This window comes from Streptomyces sp. WAC 06738, assembly GCF_003945505.1.
Lineage (GTDB): Bacteria > Actinomycetota > Actinomycetes > Streptomycetales > Streptomycetaceae > Streptomyces.
The window spans coordinates 980,187-997,862 of record NZ_CP029618.1 but is presented as its reverse complement, the minus strand read 5'-3'; the positions used below and the strand labels follow the sequence as shown (position 1 = coordinate 997,862).

General features: G+C 71.1%; 14 protein-coding genes and 1 pseudogene. 12 read left to right on the top strand and 3 right to left on the bottom strand.

Annotated elements, in window-relative coordinates; genetic code table 11:
* Positions 1 to 28 precede the first annotated feature (28 nt).
* The 3 genes from DMB38_RS04035 to DMB38_RS04025 all read left to right on the top strand — a co-directional run bounded on the left by DMB38_RS04035 (position 29) and on the right by DMB38_RS04025 (position 4,369).
* The gene (locus DMB38_RS04035) at positions 29 to 763 is read left to right on the top strand and encodes an HAD family phosphatase (protein ID WP_125933975.1); all 735 of its coding nucleotides are present in this window, start codon (positions 29 to 31) and stop codon (positions 761 to 763) included.
* Between the two features lie 340 nt (positions 764 to 1,103).
* Positions 1,104 to 2,708, top strand: a complete 1,605-nt coding sequence (locus tag DMB38_RS04030) for an ABC transporter substrate-binding protein (RefSeq protein WP_164715919.1) — start codon at positions 1,104 to 1,106, stop codon at positions 2,706 to 2,708.
* A gap of 59 nt (positions 2,709 to 2,767) precedes the next feature.
* Positions 2,768 to 4,369, top strand: a complete 1,602-nt coding sequence (locus DMB38_RS04025) for an ABC transporter substrate-binding protein (protein WP_125933974.1) — start codon at positions 2,768 to 2,770, stop codon at positions 4,367 to 4,369.
* A 66-nt stretch (positions 4,370 to 4,435) separates the two neighbouring features.
* Here DMB38_RS04025 and DMB38_RS04020 read toward each other — a convergent pair whose 3' ends face one another.
* Positions 4,436 to 5,107 carry a response regulator transcription factor gene (locus DMB38_RS04020; RefSeq protein WP_018836882.1) on the bottom strand — a complete coding sequence of 224 codons (672 nt, stop codon included), beginning with the start codon at positions 5,105 to 5,107 and terminating at the stop codon, positions 4,436 to 4,438.
* 32 nt (positions 5,108 to 5,139) lie between these two features.
* Entirely contained in the window at positions 5,140 to 6,213 is a 1,074-nt protein-coding gene (locus tag DMB38_RS04015) for a PD-(D/E)XK nuclease family protein (protein ID WP_125933973.1), read from the bottom strand.
* Between the two features lie 104 nt (positions 6,214 to 6,317).
* Between DMB38_RS04015 and DMB38_RS04010 the strand changes: the two genes are divergently transcribed.
* The 8 genes and pseudogenes from DMB38_RS04010 (at position 6,318) to prcA (ending at position 15,141) form a co-directional block, all read left to right on the top strand.
* Positions 6,318 to 7,487, top strand: coding sequence for a site-2 protease family protein (locus DMB38_RS04010; protein ID WP_125933972.1), 1,170 nt, complete (start codon positions 6,318 to 6,320; stop codon positions 7,485 to 7,487).
* 26 nt (positions 7,488 to 7,513) lie between these two features.
* Complete coding sequence (locus DMB38_RS04005; protein ID WP_125933971.1) at positions 7,514 to 8,419, top strand: tRNA (adenine-N1)-methyltransferase; 906 nt, start codon at positions 7,514 to 7,516, stop codon at positions 8,417 to 8,419.
* Positions 8,420 to 8,519: 100 nt separating this feature from the next.
* Positions 8,520 to 9,095: a hypothetical protein gene (locus tag DMB38_RS04000; RefSeq protein ID WP_125933970.1), complete on the top strand. Its 576-nt coding sequence runs from the start codon at positions 8,520 to 8,522 to the stop codon at positions 9,093 to 9,095.
* 292 nt (positions 9,096 to 9,387) lie between these two features.
* Positions 9,388 to 11,153: pseudogene (gene arc / locus DMB38_RS03995) on the top strand (proteasome ATPase).
* A gap of 244 nt (positions 11,154 to 11,397) precedes the next feature.
* Positions 11,398 to 12,909, top strand: a complete 1,512-nt coding sequence (dop, locus tag DMB38_RS03990) for a depupylase/deamidase Dop (RefSeq protein WP_125933969.1) — start codon at positions 11,398 to 11,400, stop codon at positions 12,907 to 12,909.
* 161 nt (positions 12,910 to 13,070) lie between these two features.
* Positions 13,071 to 13,289 carry a ubiquitin-like protein Pup gene (locus DMB38_RS03985; RefSeq protein WP_018836875.1) on the top strand — a complete coding sequence of 73 codons (219 nt, stop codon included), beginning with the start codon at positions 13,071 to 13,073 and terminating at the stop codon, positions 13,287 to 13,289.
* Between the two features lie 130 nt (positions 13,290 to 13,419).
* Positions 13,420 to 14,265: a proteasome subunit beta gene (gene prcB / locus DMB38_RS03980; RefSeq protein ID WP_125933968.1), complete on the top strand. Its 846-nt coding sequence runs from the start codon at positions 13,420 to 13,422 to the stop codon at positions 14,263 to 14,265.
* Between the two features lie 54 nt (positions 14,266 to 14,319).
* Positions 14,320 to 15,141, top strand: a complete 822-nt coding sequence (gene prcA, locus DMB38_RS03975) for a proteasome subunit alpha (protein WP_240661965.1) — start codon at positions 14,320 to 14,322, stop codon at positions 15,139 to 15,141.
* An 84-nt stretch (positions 15,142 to 15,225) separates the two neighbouring features.
* On the opposite strand, the gene DMB38_RS03970 is transcribed toward prcA, so the two are convergent.
* Positions 15,226 to 16,323, bottom strand: a complete 1,098-nt coding sequence (locus DMB38_RS03970; RefSeq protein ID WP_125938799.1) for a LacI family DNA-binding transcriptional regulator — start codon at positions 16,321 to 16,323, stop codon at positions 15,226 to 15,228.
* A 101-nt stretch (positions 16,324 to 16,424) separates the two neighbouring features.
* Between DMB38_RS03970 and DMB38_RS03965 the strand changes: the two genes are divergently transcribed.
* The gene (locus tag DMB38_RS03965; protein WP_125933967.1) at positions 16,425 to 17,675 is read left to right on the top strand and encodes an MFS transporter; all 1,251 of its coding nucleotides are present in this window, start codon (positions 16,425 to 16,427) and stop codon (positions 17,673 to 17,675) included.
* Position 17,676 lies beyond the last annotated feature (1 nt).

The following is a 17,676-nucleotide window of genomic DNA, read 5'->3' as shown; positions in this document are numbered from 1 at the left end:
TTTGCGCCCCTTCGAGGGAGGTGAGCGGATGACCAGCAGCATTCCCGCTGAAGGCACCCGAACGGCCCAGGACACCGCCCGGGAACGCCGGGTGCGGTCCCTCCGCGGTACGACGCCGCAGGCCGTACTGCTCGACATGGACGGCACCCTGGTCGACACCGAGGGCTTCTGGTGGGCCGCCGAGGTCTCGGTCTTCGCCGAGTTCGGCCACGAGCTGACCGAGGAGCAGCGCCAGGTCGTCGTCGGCGGCCCGATGTCGCGCAGCGCCGCGTACCTCATCGCCACCACCGGCGCCGACATCGGCCTGCCGGAGCTGACCGTGCGCCTCAACACCCGCTTCGAGGAGCTGGTCGACGGCGACGTGCCGCTCATGCCCGGCGCCCGGCGGCTGCTCACCGAACTCGCCGCGCACGACGTGCCCACGGCCCTCGTCTCCGCCTCCCACCGGCGCATCATCGACCGGGTGCTGCGCTCGCTCGGCCACGAGTTCCACCTCTCGGTGGCCGGCGACGAGATCCCGCGTACGAAGCCGCACCCCGACCCGTACCTGCACGCCGCGGCCGCCCTCGGGGCCGACCCGCGGCACTGCGCGGTGATCGAGGACACCCTGACGGGCGTGACGGCGGCGGAGGCGGCCGGCTGCGCCGTCGTGGCGGTGCCGTCGGTGGCACCGATCGAGCCCGCGCCCGGACGGCACCTGGTGCGTTCCCTCGCAGAAGTCGATCTCCCCTTTCTCCGCTCCGTAGTCGAGCGCCTCCACTGAGAAAGCGCTTGGGAAACTCCGCGCAGCGGTTCATGTATTTTGCGTGACGAAAGCCGTTACCCCATTGCCGTCACCGGGCGCGGATTCGACAGGGTGAGCTTTCTCACGTGCGCGCCTCTCGACAGGGGTGCGGAACTGTGCTGGACGGGTCCCGAGGCTCTCCCGAGGTGCCTCCCTGTGCCCGGTTTGGTCGGGGTTCGCGGTCATTGTTCCCGCGTCCGGTTATCGGAAAGACGCCGGGCGTAATCGGCATGTGATTTCTTCTCAACTTCCCTGCCACCCAGCCCGGCTGGGTGCTCCGGCTAATCTCTCCGGGGACGCCTGAGGGAGAAAGTCGACCATGATTCGTAAGTCGTTGGTGCTGCCCGCGCTGCTGGGTGTGCTCGTCCCGGTCGTCACCTCCTGCGGCGTGGTGGGCGACTCCGGCGGAGACGACGACGCGATCGTGGTGGGTACGACCGACAGGCTGGAGCTGACGAAGGAGAACCCGGCTCCGCTCGACCCCGCCACGGCGTACGACATCAACTCCTGGAACATCCTGCAGAACACCTTCCAGACGCTGATGCGGATGCCGCGTACGGGTTCGGAGCCCGAGCCGGACGCCGCCGAGCGGTGCGTCTTCGCCGACCGGCTCAGCGAGCAGTACCGCTGCACGCTCCGCGACGGCCTGACGTTCACCAACGGCCACGACCTCACCGCCGCGGACGTGAAGTTCTCCATCGAGCGGATGCTGGAGATCAAGAACCCCAACGGCCCGTTCCCGCTGCTCGCCAACGTCGACACGGTGGAGACTCCGGACGCGCTGACCGTGGTCTTCCACCTCAAGACGCCTGACGCAACGTTCCCTCTCAAGCTCGCCACCCCCGCCGCCGCCATCGTCGACAGCCAGGTCTACGAGAAGGACAAGCTCTACGAGGGCTTCGAGATCGCCGGCTCCGGCCCGTACAGCCTGAAGGTGGAGCACGACGACGACGTGGCCACCAAGGCCGTCTACACCGGCAACGGCGACTACAAGGGCGAGGTCGAGCCGCAGAACGACGCGGTCGAGGTCCGCTACTTCGGCACCTCCAAGAGCATGGAGGACGCCATCGCGGGCGGCGACATCGACGTGATGGGCCGCAGCCTGAAGCCGGAGCAGATCAACCGCCTCGACGAGGGCACCGACGGCGACGTCAGCCTCTTCGAGACGCCGGGCGCGGAGATCGCCTACCTCGTCTTCGACGTCGAGAACCCCACCGTGAAGGACCGGGCCGTACGCCAGGCCGCGGCCGAGGTGATCGACAGGACGAAGCTCGCCCGCGAGGTCTACCAGCGCACCGTCGACCCGCTGTACGCGATGATCCCGCGCGGCATCGTCGGCCACAACACCGCGTTCCACGACGCCTACGGCGACCGTCCGGACGCCGGCGGCGCCCGCGAACTGCTGCGGGAGGCGGGTGTCGAGACACCCGTGAAGCTCACCCTGAACTACACCACCGACCACTACGGCGAGACGACGAAGGCCGAGTTCGAGGAGTTGCGCGACCAGCTCAACAGGTCCGGCCTGTTCGACGCCGACATCAAGGGCGACACCTGGGAGACGTACAAGAAGAACTACGCGGAGAACAGGTACGCCGTCTACGGCCTGCACTGGTATCCCGACTTCCCCGACCCCGACACGTTCACCGGGCCGTTCGTCGGCGAGGAGAACTTCACCTTCAACAACTACGACAGCTCCGTCATCGAGGATCTGATCCCGCGGACCCGCCAGGAGGCACAGCGGGAGCGCACGACGGACAGCTTCGAGCGGATACAGGACGTGCTCGCCAGCGACGTCCCGTACCTTCCGCTCTGGCAGGGCAAGCAGTACATCGCGGCGCGCGACACCGTCACGGGGGCGGAGTGGGCGCTCAACTCGTCGTCGACGCTGCAGCTCTGGGAGCTGCGGCGCGGGCTGAGCGAGTAGGGGCCTCCGGCGGTGCCGCGCCGGGCAGAGATCCGACCCGAGTGAAGGAACCCACACACGTGAAGAAGGCTGTCCAGCGGCTCGCCCCACCCCTCGGCGCCGCCATGGCCACCGTACTGCTCGCTGCCGGCTGCGGCTCGGACTCCGGATCGGGGGCCGGCTCCGGCGACGCGGTCGTGATGGGGATGACCGACGAGGTCAGCGCCATCGACCCCGCCGCGGGCTACGACGTCGGCTCCTGGCTGGTGTTCAACAACGTCTTCCAGTCCCTGCTGAGCTTCCCCAAGGGGTCCACGGAGCCCGAACCGGAGGCGGCCGAGGAGTGCGCCTTCGAGGACGCCGACAGCCGCGTCTACACCTGCAAGCTGCAGGACGGGCTGAAGTTCTCGAACGGCTCGGAACTCACCTCCGAGGACGTGAAGTTCTCCTTCGAGCGCACCATCGGCATCGACGACCCCGCGGGCCCCGCGGTCATGCTCGACTCGGTCGGCAACATCGAGACGCCCGACGAGCTGACCGTGACGTTCCGGCTGGACTACCCCGACGCGACCTTCCCCATGAAGATCGCCTCCGGCGCCGGCTCGATCGTCGACAGCGAGTCCTACCCCGAGGACAAGCTGCGCGACGACGGCAAGGCCGTGGGCTCGGGACCGTACAAGCTGGACTCCTACCAGGAGGGCAAGGAAGCCAAGTTCTCCGTCAACTCCGGCTACAAGGGCACCGCCAAGGTGCAGAACTCCGGGATGACGCTGAAGCTCTACGGCGGCACCGGCGGCGACGAGAAGCTGAAGGCGGACCTGGAGAGCGGCGACATCGACCTGGCCTACCGCGGCCTGGCGATGAAGGACATCGCCGAGCTGCAGGACCAGGCCGGCGCCGGCCAGAAGATCCAGCTCGTCGAGGGCACCAGCGCCGAGGTGCAGCACCTGGTCTTCAACATGGACGACCCGGTCGCCGGCGACCCCGCCGTGCGCAAGGCGTTCGCGTACCTCATCGACCGCAACGCGCTGGTCCGCGAGGTCTACGAGGGCACCGCCGAGGAGCTGTACTCGATCGTCCCGGCCGGCATCACCGGCCACAACACCGCCTTCTACGACACCTACGGCGACCGCCCCGACCCGTCCAGGGCCGAGCAGGCGCTGCGCGAGGCGGGCATCGACGAGAAGGTCCGGGTGACGCTGTACGCCACGCCCGAGCGCTACGGTCCCGGCACGGTGCCGTCCTTCGAGCTGATCGCCAAGCAGCTCAACGACAGCGGCCTCTTCCAGGCCGACGTGAAGTCGGTGCCGCTGGACGAGTTCGAGAAGGGCGTCGAGAAGGGCTCGTACGGCGTCTACGTCAAGGGCTGGGTGCCGGACTACCCGGACCCGGACAACTTCACCGCGCCGTTCTTCGGCGAGGGCAACGTGCTGGCCAACAACTACAACCCGGGCCGGATCACCAGCGAGCTGATACCGGCGACCGCCGCGCAGTCGGAGCGTACGGCCACGGTCGACGACTACGGCGAGCTGCAGGACATCGTCGCCGACCAACTGCCGGTGATACCGCTGTGGCAGGGCAAGCAGTACGCGGCCGCCCGGGAGAACATCCTCGGCCTGGAGTGGACGCTCGACGCCTCGACGGTCTTCCGCTTCTGGGAGATCTCGAAGGGCTCGGAGTGATCCGCCCGCACTGACCCGGGGTACGCGACCGGGAGCCCGCGCACGGAAGGGCTCCCGGTACGCCCCTCAGGACCCGCCGGGGCGCACCAGCCCGCTCTCGTACGCGTACACCGCGGCCTGCACCCGGTCGCGCAGGCTCAGCTTGGTCAGCACGTGGCCCACATGGGTCTTCACGGTCGTCTCGCTCACGAACAGGTCGGCGGCGATCTCCGCGTTCGACAGCCCGCGGGCGACCAGCTTCAGCACCTCTACCTCGCGCTCGGTGAGCGTGTCCAGGGTGTCCGGCACGTCCTGCTCTCCTGTCGGCAGCTTGGTGGCGAACTTGTCGAGCAGCCGCTTGGTGATGCTCGGGGCGAGCATCGCGTCCCCTGCGGCCACCACGCGGATCGCCTGCACCAGCTCTCCGGCCGGCGCGTCCTTCAGCAGGAAGCCGCTGGCCCCCGCGCGCAGCGCCTCCACCACGTACTCGTCGAGGTCGAAGGTCGTCAGGACCAGCACCTTCGCGGGCCCGTCCCGGCCCGCGCCGGTGATCTGCCGGGTGGCCTCCACACCGTCCATGCGGGGCATCCGGATGTCCATCAGCACCACGTCCGGCTGCAGCGCCCTGACCTGGTCGAGCGCCTGCAGCCCGTCGCCGGCCTCGCCGACCACGGCGATGTCCTGCTCTGCCTCCAGGATCATGCGGAAGCCGGTGCGCAGCAACGGCTGGTCGTCGACGAGCAGGACGCGGATGGCCACAGGGTCTCCTCTACCTCGGCCGGACCGGACTGTCAGGCGGTCTCCATTCTGCCCTGCGCACCCTCCCCGGCCCCGGCCGGGCGGGGCTGCGGCAGGCCGGGATCGACGCCGGTCAGCGGATACGGGGGCGGGGTGCCGCCGAAGGCCGGGCAGGAGTCCTTGAAGTCGCACCAGTCGCAGAGCCGGCCCGGCCGGGGCCGCCAGTCGCCGCTCTCCGTCGCCCGCCGGATCGCCTCCCACAGGGCGTGCACCTTGCGCTCCACGCCGCGCAGGTCGGCCTCGTCCGGGTCGTACGTCAGCACGTCGCCGCTGCCCAGGTAGACCAACTGCAGCCGGCGCGGGACACTGCCGCGCAGCCGCCACAGCACCAGCGCGTAGAACTTGATCTGGAAGAGGGCGTCCGCCGCGTACTCCGGCGGGGGCGCCTTGCCCGTCTTGTAGTCCACGACGCGGACCTCGCCCGTCGGCGCCACGTCCACCCGGTCGATGACGCCGCGCAGCTTCAGCCCGGAGGCCAGCACAGTCTCCACGAACAGCTCCCGCTCCGCGGGCTCCAGACGCGCCGGGTCCTCCAGCGTGAACCACCGCTCGACGAGCCGCTCGGCCCCGGCCAGCCACTCCGCCAGCCGCTCCGCGGCCCCGGCCGCGGAGCCGTCCCCGCCGTCCCCGCCGTCCCCGCCGTCCCCGCCGTCCCCGCCGTCCCCGGTCCCGTCCGCGCTCCCGGCAGCGCCTCCGGGCCGCCCCTCGTCACCGTCCGTGAAGAGCTCGGCCAGCTCCGGCCGGTCCGCGAGCAGCCGCTCCCAGGCCGGCGCCACCAGCGCCCGCGCCCGCGGCGGCGTACGCTCGGCGGCAGGATCGTCGAACAGGCGCTCCAGGACCGCGTGCACCAGCGTCCCGCGGGCGGCGGAGGCGCGCGGCTTCTCCGGCAGCCTGTCGATCACCCGGAAGCGGTACATGAGCGGGCAGGTCATGAAGTCCGCCGCGCGGGAGGGAGACAGCGCCTGGGGCGGCGCCGGGGCCCGTGGCGCGTCCGGCCCGCCGTCCCCCTCGGGCGGCGGCGGTACGGGGTCCGCGGGGTGGTTCCCGGTGTCGGTGCGGGTACTCATGGTGTACGACCCTAGGGCCCGGGACCGACATCCGGCGGCATACGATGCAGGCCGGACCTGCGGGCAAGGAAGACGGGCACCGCGAGCGGGCAGGAGTGGGAGTCGTGAGCGAGGAGCGCAGGGGCGATCGGCCCGGCCGCGGCGGCGGCATCCTCATGGGCCGCCCCTTCGGCGTGCCCGTGTACGTCGCCCCGAGCTGGTTCCTCGTCGCCGCCCTCATCACCTGGGTCTTCGGCGGCCAGCTCGAACGGATCCTGCCCGAGCTGGGCGCCCTGCGGTACGTGATCGCGCTCTTCTTCGCCGTCGCGTTCTACGCCTCCGTCCTCGTCCACGAGCTGGCCCACACCCGCGTCGCCCTCCACTACAAGCTGCCCGTACGCCGCATCCAGTTGCAGTTCTTCGGCGGCGTCTCGGAGATCGAGAAGGAGTCCGAGACCCCCGGCCGCGAGTTCTGGCTCGCCTTCGCCGGCCCGCTGCTCTCCCTGGTCCTCGCCGGCGGCTTCTACGGCGCCCTCCAGCTCGTCGAGGAGGACACCGTGCCGGCGGTGCTCCTCGCCGCCCTCACGATCTCCAACCTGATCGTCGCCGTCTTCAACCTGCTGCCCGGCCTGCCGCTGGACGGCGGCCGGATGCTGCGCGCCGCGGTCTGGAAGGTCAGCGGCAAACCCATGACGGGCACGGTCGTCGCCGCCTGGGTGGGCCGCGCGCTGGCCGTGGCGACGCTCATCGGCCTGCCGCTCTTCACGCACTCGCGCGCCTCCGACCCCGGCAGCGTCGACACTGTCACCGACGCCCTGCTGGCGGCGATCCTCGCCGCGATCATCTGGACCGGCGCCGGCAACAGCCTGCGCATGGCCAGGCTCCGCGAGCGGCTGCCCGAGCTGCGCGCCCGCGCCCTCACCCGCCGGGCGGCCCCCGTCACCGCCGACACCCCGCTCTCCGAGGCGCTGCGCCGGGCCGAGGCCGCGGGCGCCCGCGCCCTCGTGGTCGTCGACGGCCGCGGCTTTCCCACCGGGGTCGTCCGCGGCGCGGCCATCGCCCAGACCCCCGCCCACCGCCGCCCCTGGGTGGCCGTCAGCTCGCTCTCCCAGGACCTCACGGACGAGATGAAGCTCTCCGCCGAGCTGACGGGCGAACAACTGCTGGAGCACCTGCGCGAGAGCCCCCACAGCGAGTACCTCGTGCTGGAGGAGACCGGCCACATCTACGGCGTCCTCGCCACCGCCGACGTCGAGCGCGCCTTCGTCGCCGCCATGGCCCGGCCGCAGTCCTGATCACCCCCGGCGGTAGGGTGAGCGGCATGTCCGAGCCGACCGGTGCCGCCCGCCGCCGCGGGCCCTTCCAGGTCGGGGACCAGGTACAGCTCACCGACCCCAAGGGCCGCCACTACACGTTCACGCTCGAAGCCGGGAAGTCCTTCCACACCCACAAGGGCTCCTTCCCGCACGACGAGCTGATCGACGCCCCCGAGGGAACCGTCGTGCGCACCACGGGCAACGTCCCGTATCTCGCGCTGCGCCCCCTGCTCCCCGACTACGTCCTGTCCATGCCGCGCGGAGCGGCCGTCGTCTACCCCAAGGACGCCGGCCAGATCCTCGCGTTCGCCGACGTCTTCCCGGGCGCGCGCGTGGTCGAGGCGGGCGTCGGCTCAGGGTCGCTGACCAGCTTCCTGCTGCGCGCGGTGGGCGACAGCGGCATGCTCCACTCGTATGAGCGCCGCGCGGACTTCGCCGACGTCGCCCGGCAGAACGTCGAGCGGTACTTCGGCGGCCCCCACCCCGCCTGGCAGCTCACCGTCGGCGACCTCCAGGACAACCTGTCCGACACCGGGGTCGACCGCGTCATCCTGGACATGCTCGCACCCTGGGAGTGCTTGGACGCGGTCGCCAAGGCCCTGGTGCCCGGCGGCATCGTCTGCGCCTACGTCGCCACCACCACCCAGCTCGCCCGCACCGTGGAGTCCATCCGCGAGCACGGCAACTTCAACGAGCCGCAGGCGTGGGAGACCATGCTGCGCAACTGGCACGTGGAGGGCCTGGCCGTGCGCCCGGACCACCGCATGATCGGCCACACCGGCTTCCTGCTCACCGCCCGCAGGCTCGCCGACGGCGTCGAGCCGCCGCTGCGCCGCCGCAGGCCCGCGAAGGGGGCGTACGGGGAGGATTACACCGGCCCCGGCGGGCAGCGGGCCGCCGCGGGCGACTGAAGGGGGCAGAGAAGCGGCAGGGGTCGTTCCGCGGGCGGCCGGTGTGTGACACCATGCTGGCCTCCCCACGGCCCTCCCAGCCCTCCCAGGAGCCTCACCCGTGCAGCCTCTGCCCGGCGCCGACCTCCCGCACACGCAGCCCCGCGCGGTGCACTGGGTCGCGACGGCGGCCGCCATGGCCGCCGTCATCGCCCTCGCGGCGCTCATCAAGCCCCCGTCCGTCGCCGCCGGTAACGACGGCAAGAGCGACCACGGCGGCAGACCCGCCCCCGGGCCCGACGCGAGCGCCGCCCACTACCCGGTCGACTGCGCCGGCACCGAGCCCGAGGTCTACAAACAGGGCTCCGCCGACTTCGACGCCGACGGCCGCGCCGAGACCGTCGCCGTGGTGCGCTGCCGCGCCGCCGCAGGCACCCCGCCCAGCGGGATGTACGTCGTGTCCGCCGCCAAGCCCGGCCGGTCACCGCGCGTGACCGAGACTCTCGTCGATCCCGCCGAGGGCATGAGCGTCGGGGAATTCGCTGTGCGCGAAAACGAGATTTCGGCCACCCTCCTCGGCTACTCCTCGCCCGACGTTCCCCGCAGCAAGCCGGACAAGCAGCGCAACGTGACCTGGACGTGGGAGAACGGCCGCTTCCGCCTCACCGCGGAGCCCGTCCCCGGCACCCAGGTCTGACCCCGCCGCGGCACCCCCTCCCACATCGCCTTCCCGCCGGTTCCCGGAACCGGCGGGGGAGCGGTCGCCGTTCCGCTGCAATTCCAGGCACCCTTGGTGGGTGTTGAGCGTTGTAGACGAAACAAATGGCTGCTTTCCGATGTTGCTGGATGGGTATTTGCCTGGCGTGAGGACGGGCGCACGGGTGAAGATCGGATGCACCCCGACCGTCTTTGTGATCTAGGGGTTTCAAGTGGGACGCGGCCAGGTAGGGTCAGGAAGCGTCCAGCTCCCCTTGGAGGAGGTGAGGACCGTGGCAGCCCACGACGACGACACCAACCGCGGCATCCGGCCGGGTCGAGGGTCCGAAGACCCTGCCGGTCAGGTCGCCTACCTTGAGCAGGAGATCGCCGTCCTGCGACGAAAGCTCGCCGACTCGCCGCGTCACACGAGGATCCTCGAAGAACGCATCGTCGAGTTGCAGACCAACCTCGCCGGAGTGTCCGCGCAGAACGAGCGCCTGGCAAGCACTCTCCGTGAGGCCCGGGACCAGATCGTCGCCCTGAAAGAAGAAGTCGACCGGCTGGCCCAGCCGCCCGCCGGCTTCGGAGTCTTCCTCCAGGCCAACGACGACGGCACGGCGGACATCTTCACCGGCGGCCGCAAGCTGCGGGTGAACGTCAGCCCCAGCGTGGAGCTCGACGAGCTGCGCCGAGGTCAGGAGCTGATGCTCAACGAGGCGCTGAACGTGGTCGAGGCCATGGCGTTCGAGCGCTCCGGGGACATCGTCACCCTGAAGGAGATCCTGGAGGACGGCGAGCGCGCCCTCGTGATGGGGCACACCGACGAGGAGAAGGTGGTACGGCTCGCCGAGCCGCTGCTGCACACCACCATCCGCGCCGGCGACGCCCTGCTCCTGGAGCCCCGCTCCGGGTACGTCTACGAGGTCATCCCCAAGAGCGAGGTCGAGGAGCTCGTCCTCGAAGAGGTCCCGGACATCGACTACACCAAGATCGGCGGCCTGGGCAACCAGATCGAGCTGATCAGGGACGCCGTCGAGCTGCCGTACCTCTACCCCGACCTCTTCAAGGAGCACGAGCTGCGGCCCCCAAGGGCGTGCTCCTCTACGGCCCGCCCGGCTGCGGCAAGACGCTGATCGCCAAGGCGGTCGCCAACTCGCTCGCCAAGAAGGTCGCGGAGCACACCGGCCGCCCCGCCGGCAAGAGCTACTTCCTCAACATCAAGGGCCCCGAGCTGCTCAACAAGTACGTCGGCGAGACCGAGCGGCACATCCGCCTGGTCTTCCAGCGGGCCCGCGAGAAGGCCAGCGAGGGCACCCCCGTCATCGTCTTCTTCGACGAGATGGACTCCCTCTTCCGCACCCGCGGCTCCGGCGTCAGCTCGGACGTGGAGAACACCATCGTCCCGCAGCTCCTCTCCGAGATCGACGGCGTCGAGGGCCTGGAGAACGTGATCGTCATCGGCGCCTCCAACCGCGAGGACATGATCGACCCCGCGATCCTCCGCCCCGGCCGGCTCGACGTGAAGATCAAGATCGAGCGCCCGGACGCCGAGGCCGCCAAGGACATCTTCTCCAAGTACCTCACCCGGACCCTGCCGCTGCACGCCGAGGACATGTCGGAGCACGGCGACTCCGCCGAGGCCACCGTCGACGCGATGATCCAGTCCGTCGTCGAGCAGATGTACGCGGAGTCCGAGGAGAACAGGTTCCTCGAAGTCACGTACGCCAACGGCGACAAGGAAGTCCTCTACTTCAAGGACTTCAACTCCGGCGCGATGATCGAGAACATCGTGGACCGCGCCAAGAAGATGGCCATCAAGGCGTTCCTCGACCACAACCAGAAGGGCCTGCGCGTCTCCCACCTCCTCGCCGCCTGCGTCGACGAGTTCAAGGAGAACGAGGACCTGCCCAACACGACCAACCCCGACGACTGGGCCCGTATCTCCGGAAAGAAGGGCGAGCGGATCGTGTTCATCCGCACCCTCGTCACCGGAAAGCAGGGCGCGGACACCGGCCGGTCGATCGACACGGTGGCCAACACCGGTCAGTACCTGTAAATGCGGCGATCCGGCTGCGGGGGGCACCACACGGCCGCCCGCAGCCGGACACGTATTTCCACGGGTGCAAACGGACCGGAGCAAAGACTGTAATGATCTCCCCACTGCCGCCAAGGCGTTCTAGGCTCTTCCGTACCGGCGCGCAGCGCAGCGCATCGCCGCCGCGGGGACCACACGTGCCGCAGACGCAGCGGCACTTGAGTTCCGTCCAGGGCCGCGGACGGTACCGGGCAAGGAGGGCCGCATGACCGTACGGCGAGTAATGGGCATCGAGACGGAGTACGGAATCTCCGTTCCGGGCCATCCCAACGCCAATGCCATGCTCACCTCGTCCCAAGTCGTCAACGCCTACGCGGCGGCGATGCACCGGGCGCGCCGTGCCCGGTGGGACTTCGAGGAGGAGAACCCGCTGCGGGACGCCCGCGGCTTCGACCTCGCCCGCGAGGCCGCCGACGCCAGCCAGCTCACCGACGAGGACATCGGCCTCGCCAACGTCATCCTCACCAACGGCGCCCGGCTCTACGTCGACCACGCCCACCCCGAGTACAGCGCCCCCGAGGTCACCAATCCCCGCGACGCCGTGCTCTGGGACAAGGCCGGCGAACGCATCATGGCGGAAGCGGCGGAACGCGCGGGACAACTGCCGGGTGCGCAGCCCATCCTTCTCTACAAGAACAACACCGACAACAAGGGCGCGTCCTACGGCTGCCACGAGAACTACCTGATGAAGCGGGAAACCCCCTTCTCGGACATCGTGCGGCACCTCACGCCCTTCTTCGTCTCCCGCCAGGTCTTCACCGGCGCCGGCCGCGTCGGCATCGGCCAGGACGGCAACGAACACGGCTTCCAGATCAGCCAGCGCGCCGACTACTTCGAAGTCGAGGTCGGCCTGGAAACCACCCTCAAACGCCCCATCATCAACACCCGCGACGAGCCCCACGCGGATGCCGAGAAATACCGCAGACTCCACGTCATCATCGGCGACGCGAACCTCTCGGAAATCTCCACCTACCTCAAGCTCGGCACCACGGCCCTGGTGCTGTCGATGATCGAGGACGACTTCATCGCGGTCGACCTGGCCGTGGAGCAGCCCGTGCGCACCCTGCACCAGGTCTCCCACGACCCCACGCTCCGTCACCAGGTGGTGCTGCGCAGTGGCCGCACGCTCACCGCCGTACAGCTCCAGATGGAGTACTGCGAGCTGGCGCGGAAATACGTCGAGGAGCGCTTCGGCGCGGACGCGGACGAGCAGACCAAGGACGTGCTCACCCGCTGGGAGGACACCCTCAACCGGCTGGAAGCCGACCCCATGAGCCTCTCCGGCGAGCTGGACTGGCTGGCCAAGCGGGAGCTGCTGGAGGGCTACCGCCGCCGCGACGCCCTGGACTGGGACGCGGCCCGCCTCGCGCTGGTCGACCTCCAGTACGCGGACGTACGGCCGGAGAAGGGCCTGTACAACCGGCTGGCGGCCCGCGGCCGCCTCAAGCGGCTCCTCACCGAGGACGAGGTCCTGCGGGCCGTGAAGAACCCGCCGGAGGACACCAGGGCGTACTTCCGCGGCCGCTGCCTCGAACAGTACGCGGACGACGTCGCCGCCGCCTCCTGGGACTCGGTCATCTTCGACCTCCCCGGCCGCGACTCCCTCCAGCGGGTCCCCACCCTGGAACCCCTGCGGGGTACCCGCAACCACGTCAAGGAACTGCTGGACCGCTGCCGCACGGCGGAGGAGCTGGTACGGGTCCTCTCGGGCGGCTGATCCGGGACGGACCGGGCTAAAGGTGGCGCGGAGGGGAATCATCCGGGTGGCCTCCGAGCGTTGAGAGAGCACCGGGCCGATGTCGGGCCCAGCTTGTAGGGTCGGATCTTGCAGGGCGACGCAGTCAGGACCATCGGGCGACACCGAGCGGGGTGAGGGATATGGCGACCAAGGACACCGGCGGTGGTCAGCAGAAGGCCACGCGCTCCCAGGAAGAGGTCGAGGAGCAGGCGCAGGACGCCGAGGTCTCCGAGGACCTGAAGGAACGGCAGGAGAAGCTGTCGGAGGACGTGGACTCGGTCCTCGACGAGATCGACGACGTGCTGGAGGAGAACGCCGAGGACTTCGTGCGCTCCTTCGTGCAAAAGGGCGGCGAGTAGCCGTCCCGGGCGTCCGTCCGGGGAGCACCCGGGCGGACGCCCGGCAGCGGCACGGGTAAGGTCCGTGCCCAGCGCAAGTCACCGGCTCGGCCCGTGGGGGGCGGGCCGCCGTACCCCCGGAAGGATTCGCGTGGAAGCCAACATCCGTGGCGCAGGGCGACTGCCGGCTGCCTTCCTCACGCCGGGCTCGTCCTCGTTTATGGACTTCCTGGGTGAGCATGCTCCGGCGGCGCTGCCGGGGAACCGGGAGGTGCCGCCCGTGAAGGGCGCCGTCGAGGCGCCGCACGGCACCACCATCGTGGCTCTGACCTTCCCCGGCGGGGTCGTCCTCGCCGGTGACCGGCGGGCCACGATGGGGAACATGATCGCGCAGCGTGACATCGAGAAGGTCTTCCCGGCCGACGAGTACTCCGCCATCGGCATCGCGGGCACCGCGGGCGTCGCGGTCGAGATGGTGCGGCTCTTCCAGCTCGAGCTGGAGCACTTCGAGAAGGTCGAGGGCGCCCAGCTCTCCCTGGAGGGCAAGGCCAACCGGCTCTCCACGATGATCCGGTCCAACCTGGGCATGGCCATGCAGGGCTTGGCCGTGCTGCCGCTCTTCGCCGGGTGGGACCCGGCGCGGGAGAAGGGCCGCATCTTCTCGTACGACGTGACCGGCGGCAGGACCGAGGAGCGGGGGTTCGCCTCCGTGGGATCCGGCTCGGTGTTCGCGCGCGGTGCGCTGAAGAAGCTCTTCACCGACGAGCTGACGGAGCGGCAGGCAGCCACCGTCGTCGTCCAGGCGCTGTACGACGCGGCGGACGACGATTCCGCCACCGGCGGGCCGGACCTGACCCGCCGTATCTTCCCCATCGTCACGTCCATCACCGACGAGGGCTTCCGCAGGCTGCCCGACGCCGAGGTCTCCGAGATCGCCCGCTCGGTGGTCGACGGCCGGCTGGAGCAGCCCGACGGCCCGCGCGCGTCCGTGCTCTAGCGGGCGCGCGGCCCCACGAGATTTCTCCACGAGCAGAGAGGGACGGATAAGCCGGTGTCGACACCGTTCTATGTCTCACCCCAGCAGGCCATGGCGGACCGCGCGGAGTACGCCCGCAAGGGCATCGCGCGCGGCCGCAGCGTGGTCGTGCTGCAGTACAGCGACGGCATCCTGTTCGTCGCCGAGAACCCGTCCCGGGCCCTGCACAAGGTCAGCGAGATCTACGACAGGATCGCCTTCGCCGCGGTCGGCAAGTACAACGAGTTCGAGAACCTGCGCATCGGCGGCGTCCGTTACGCCGACCTGCGCGGGTACACGTACGACCGCGAGGACGTCACCGCCCGCGGCCTCGCGAACGTCTACGCGCAGACTCTCGGCACGATCTTCTCCAGCGGCGCCGAGAAGCCGTACGAGGTGGAGCTGATCGTCGCGGAGGTGGGGGAGACCCCCGCCGACGACCAGATCTTCCGGCTGCCGCATGACGGTTCGATCGTCGACGAGCACGGTTCGGTCGCGGTCGGCGGCAATTCCGATCAGATCAGCAGCTATCTCGACCAGCGGCACCGCGAGGGCATGACGCTGGCGGAGGGGCTGAAGCTGGCGGCGGAGTCGCTGGCGCGGGACAACAACGGCGGCGAGCGGGAGCTGACGTCGAAGCAGCTCGAGGTCGCGGTCCTCGACCGCAACCGGCCGCAGCAGCGCAAGTTCCGGCGGATCCTCGGCAGTCAGCTCGCCCGGCTGCTGGAGGAGGACGGCGAAGGACCGGCGGGTGCCTCCGGCGCGGAGGACGCGGAGGACACCGCGGCGGACGCGGACGGCGGCGCCGAGAGCGGCACCGCGAAGAAGCCGGGCAACGGGTCCGGCAAGAAGAAGTAGCCGTACGGCATCGACCGGGCGGGCCCAGCGACGGGCCCGCCCGTCGTCGTCTCCGGGCCCGTCCCGGGGACGGCCCCGGCGGCTCTACGCGCCCGGGGGGGCCGTAGACGCGCGTACCGTCAGGCGTGCCGGGACCGTCGTGCTGCCCGCGCCGCGGCCCGCGAGGGCGTCGAGCAGCGCCGTCATGCCGGCCGCGCCGACGGTGTCCGCCGGGAGCCGCACGGTGGTCAGCTCCGGCTCGACGGCGGTGGCCAGCGCCAGGTCGTCGAAGCCGGTGACCGACACGTCGTCCGGCACCCGCAGCCCGAGGCGCCGTACGGCCTTGAGGGCACCGGCCGCGAGCAGGTCGTCGTCGCAGACCAGCGCCGTGGGGCGGTCCGCAGCCGGGGCCGTGAGCGCCCGCTGGGCCGCCGCGAGGCCACCGGCGACGGACAGCTCGGCGGGTTCGGTGCGCAGCCGCACGGCGGGCACGGCGCCGAGCGCGTCGGCCAGGGCCCGGCCGCGGGCGGCGAAGGTCCACGAGTCGATGGCGGCGGCGAGGCGGGTGATCCGCCGGTGGCCGAGCTCCAGCAGGTGCCGGGCGACCTGCCGCATGCCGTCGGCCACGTCGGCGTTGACGGTGGCGACGGCGCCGGTGTCGGCCGGGTCGCTGTCGAGCATGACGAGCGGGAGTCCGCCGCCGCGCAGGTTCCGTACCGCGTCGGTGGCCATGGACGAGGCGATCACGCCGTCGACGGCGGTGTGGGCGGCGGCGAAGGGGTCGCGGGCGGGGCCGATGCCCTCGGGGGAGGGGTAGAGCACGACGCCGAAGTCGTGGGCGGCGGCGGCGCGTGCGGCGCCGGCGTGGACGCCGGCGAAGAACTCGTTGGTGAGCGCGGGGACGACGAGGAGCGCGGTGCGGGTGCCGCCGGTGCGCAGGGTGCGGGCGGCGGCGTTGGGGCGGTAGTCCAGCTCGCGGGCGGCGGCGCGGACGGCGTCCGCCTTGGCGGCGGAGACGCGGCCGCGCCACTTGCCGCCGAGGACGAGGGAGACGGCCGCCTGGGAGACGCCGGCGGCGCGGGCGACGTCGCGGCTGGTGACGCCGCCGCCGCGGCCCGCGGCCGGCCGCGGGGCCGGCTCTCCCGCCGCCGGCGGCCCGGTGCGCGCAGCAGCGCGCCTTCCGTCCTCGTGCGCGCCCCGCATCATGCCTCCTCGTCGCGTTCCGGTCTACGGGGTCGACCCTCGCCCGTGTTACGTATAACCTACGGCGTTATACGTAACACTTCAGCGTCTGGGGAGGGACCGTGCTGCGGGGATACGCCGAGTTGCTGCGCGTCAGACACGTCGGCAGGCTGCTCACCGGGACGCTCATCGGGCGGCTGCCGAACGCCACCGCCGCGTTCGCCATCGTGCTCTTCGTCCGTGCGGAAGGCGGCTCGTACACCCTGGGCGGCGTCCTCTCCGGCGGCTACGGCCTGGCCACCGCGATCGGGCAGCCGCTCCTCGGCCGCGCCGTCGACCTGCGCGGCCAGCCGCGCGTGCTGCTGCCCAGCGCGCTGCTCTCCGCCGCCGGGATGGCCCTCTTCGCCGTCGTGGGCATCGATCCGCTCCCGCTGGCCTGCGTCGCCGTCCTGGTCGCCGGGCTCTTCACCCCGCCGCTCGAGGGCGCCCTGCGGGCGCTGTGGCCCAGCGTGCTCAAGCGGGAGGACCGGGTGCACGGCGCGTACGCGCTGGACGCCGTGGCGCAGGAGGTGATGTTCGCCGTCGCGCCGCTGATCGTCACCCTGCTGGTCGCCACCGCCTCCGAGTCCGCCGCGCTGCTCGTGCTGGGCGCCCTGGGCGTGCTGGGCGCCCTGTGGGTCGTCCTGTCGCCGCCCGCCCGCCGGTGGCGCTCCGAGCCGCGCGAAGCGCACTGGCTGGGAGCCCTGCGGGCGCGGGGGCTGCTGGTGATCCTCGGTGCCTTCTTCTTCGTCGGCGTCGCCCTCGGCGGTACGGCCGTCGCCTCCGTCGCGTACGCCGACGCCCGCGGCGACGACGCCATCGGCGGCTACCTCCTCTCCGCGCTCGGCGCCGGGGCCCTGGTCGGCGGCGTCCTCTACGGCGCCCGGCAGTGGCCGGGCCGGGCCGAGCGGCGGCTGCAATTGCTGCTGGCGGGCCTGGCGGTCGGCTATCTGCCGCTGATGGTCACTCCCGGCACCGTCGCCATGACGCTGCTCTCCGGCGTCGCGGGCCTCTTCCTCGCCCCGGCGCTCGCCTGCTCGTTCGTCGTCGTCGACCGGCACGCGCCGCGCGGCACGGCCACGGAGGCGTTCTCCTGGCTGGTGACGACCTTCGGCTTCGGCGCCGCCGCGGGCACCGCGATCAGCGGTCCCGCGGTCGAGCACGGCGGCGAGACGGGCGGCTTCGCGGTCGTCGGACTCGGCGGGGCGGCGGCGCTGCTGGTGCTCACCGGCTTCGTACGGGTTCTGGCGGGCACCGGCCGCCCGCCCATGCCGGTCGAAAAAGATCGAATCGGCGGAGCTGCACCCGGTTTCGAAACAGAGCGACAGGCGTAAT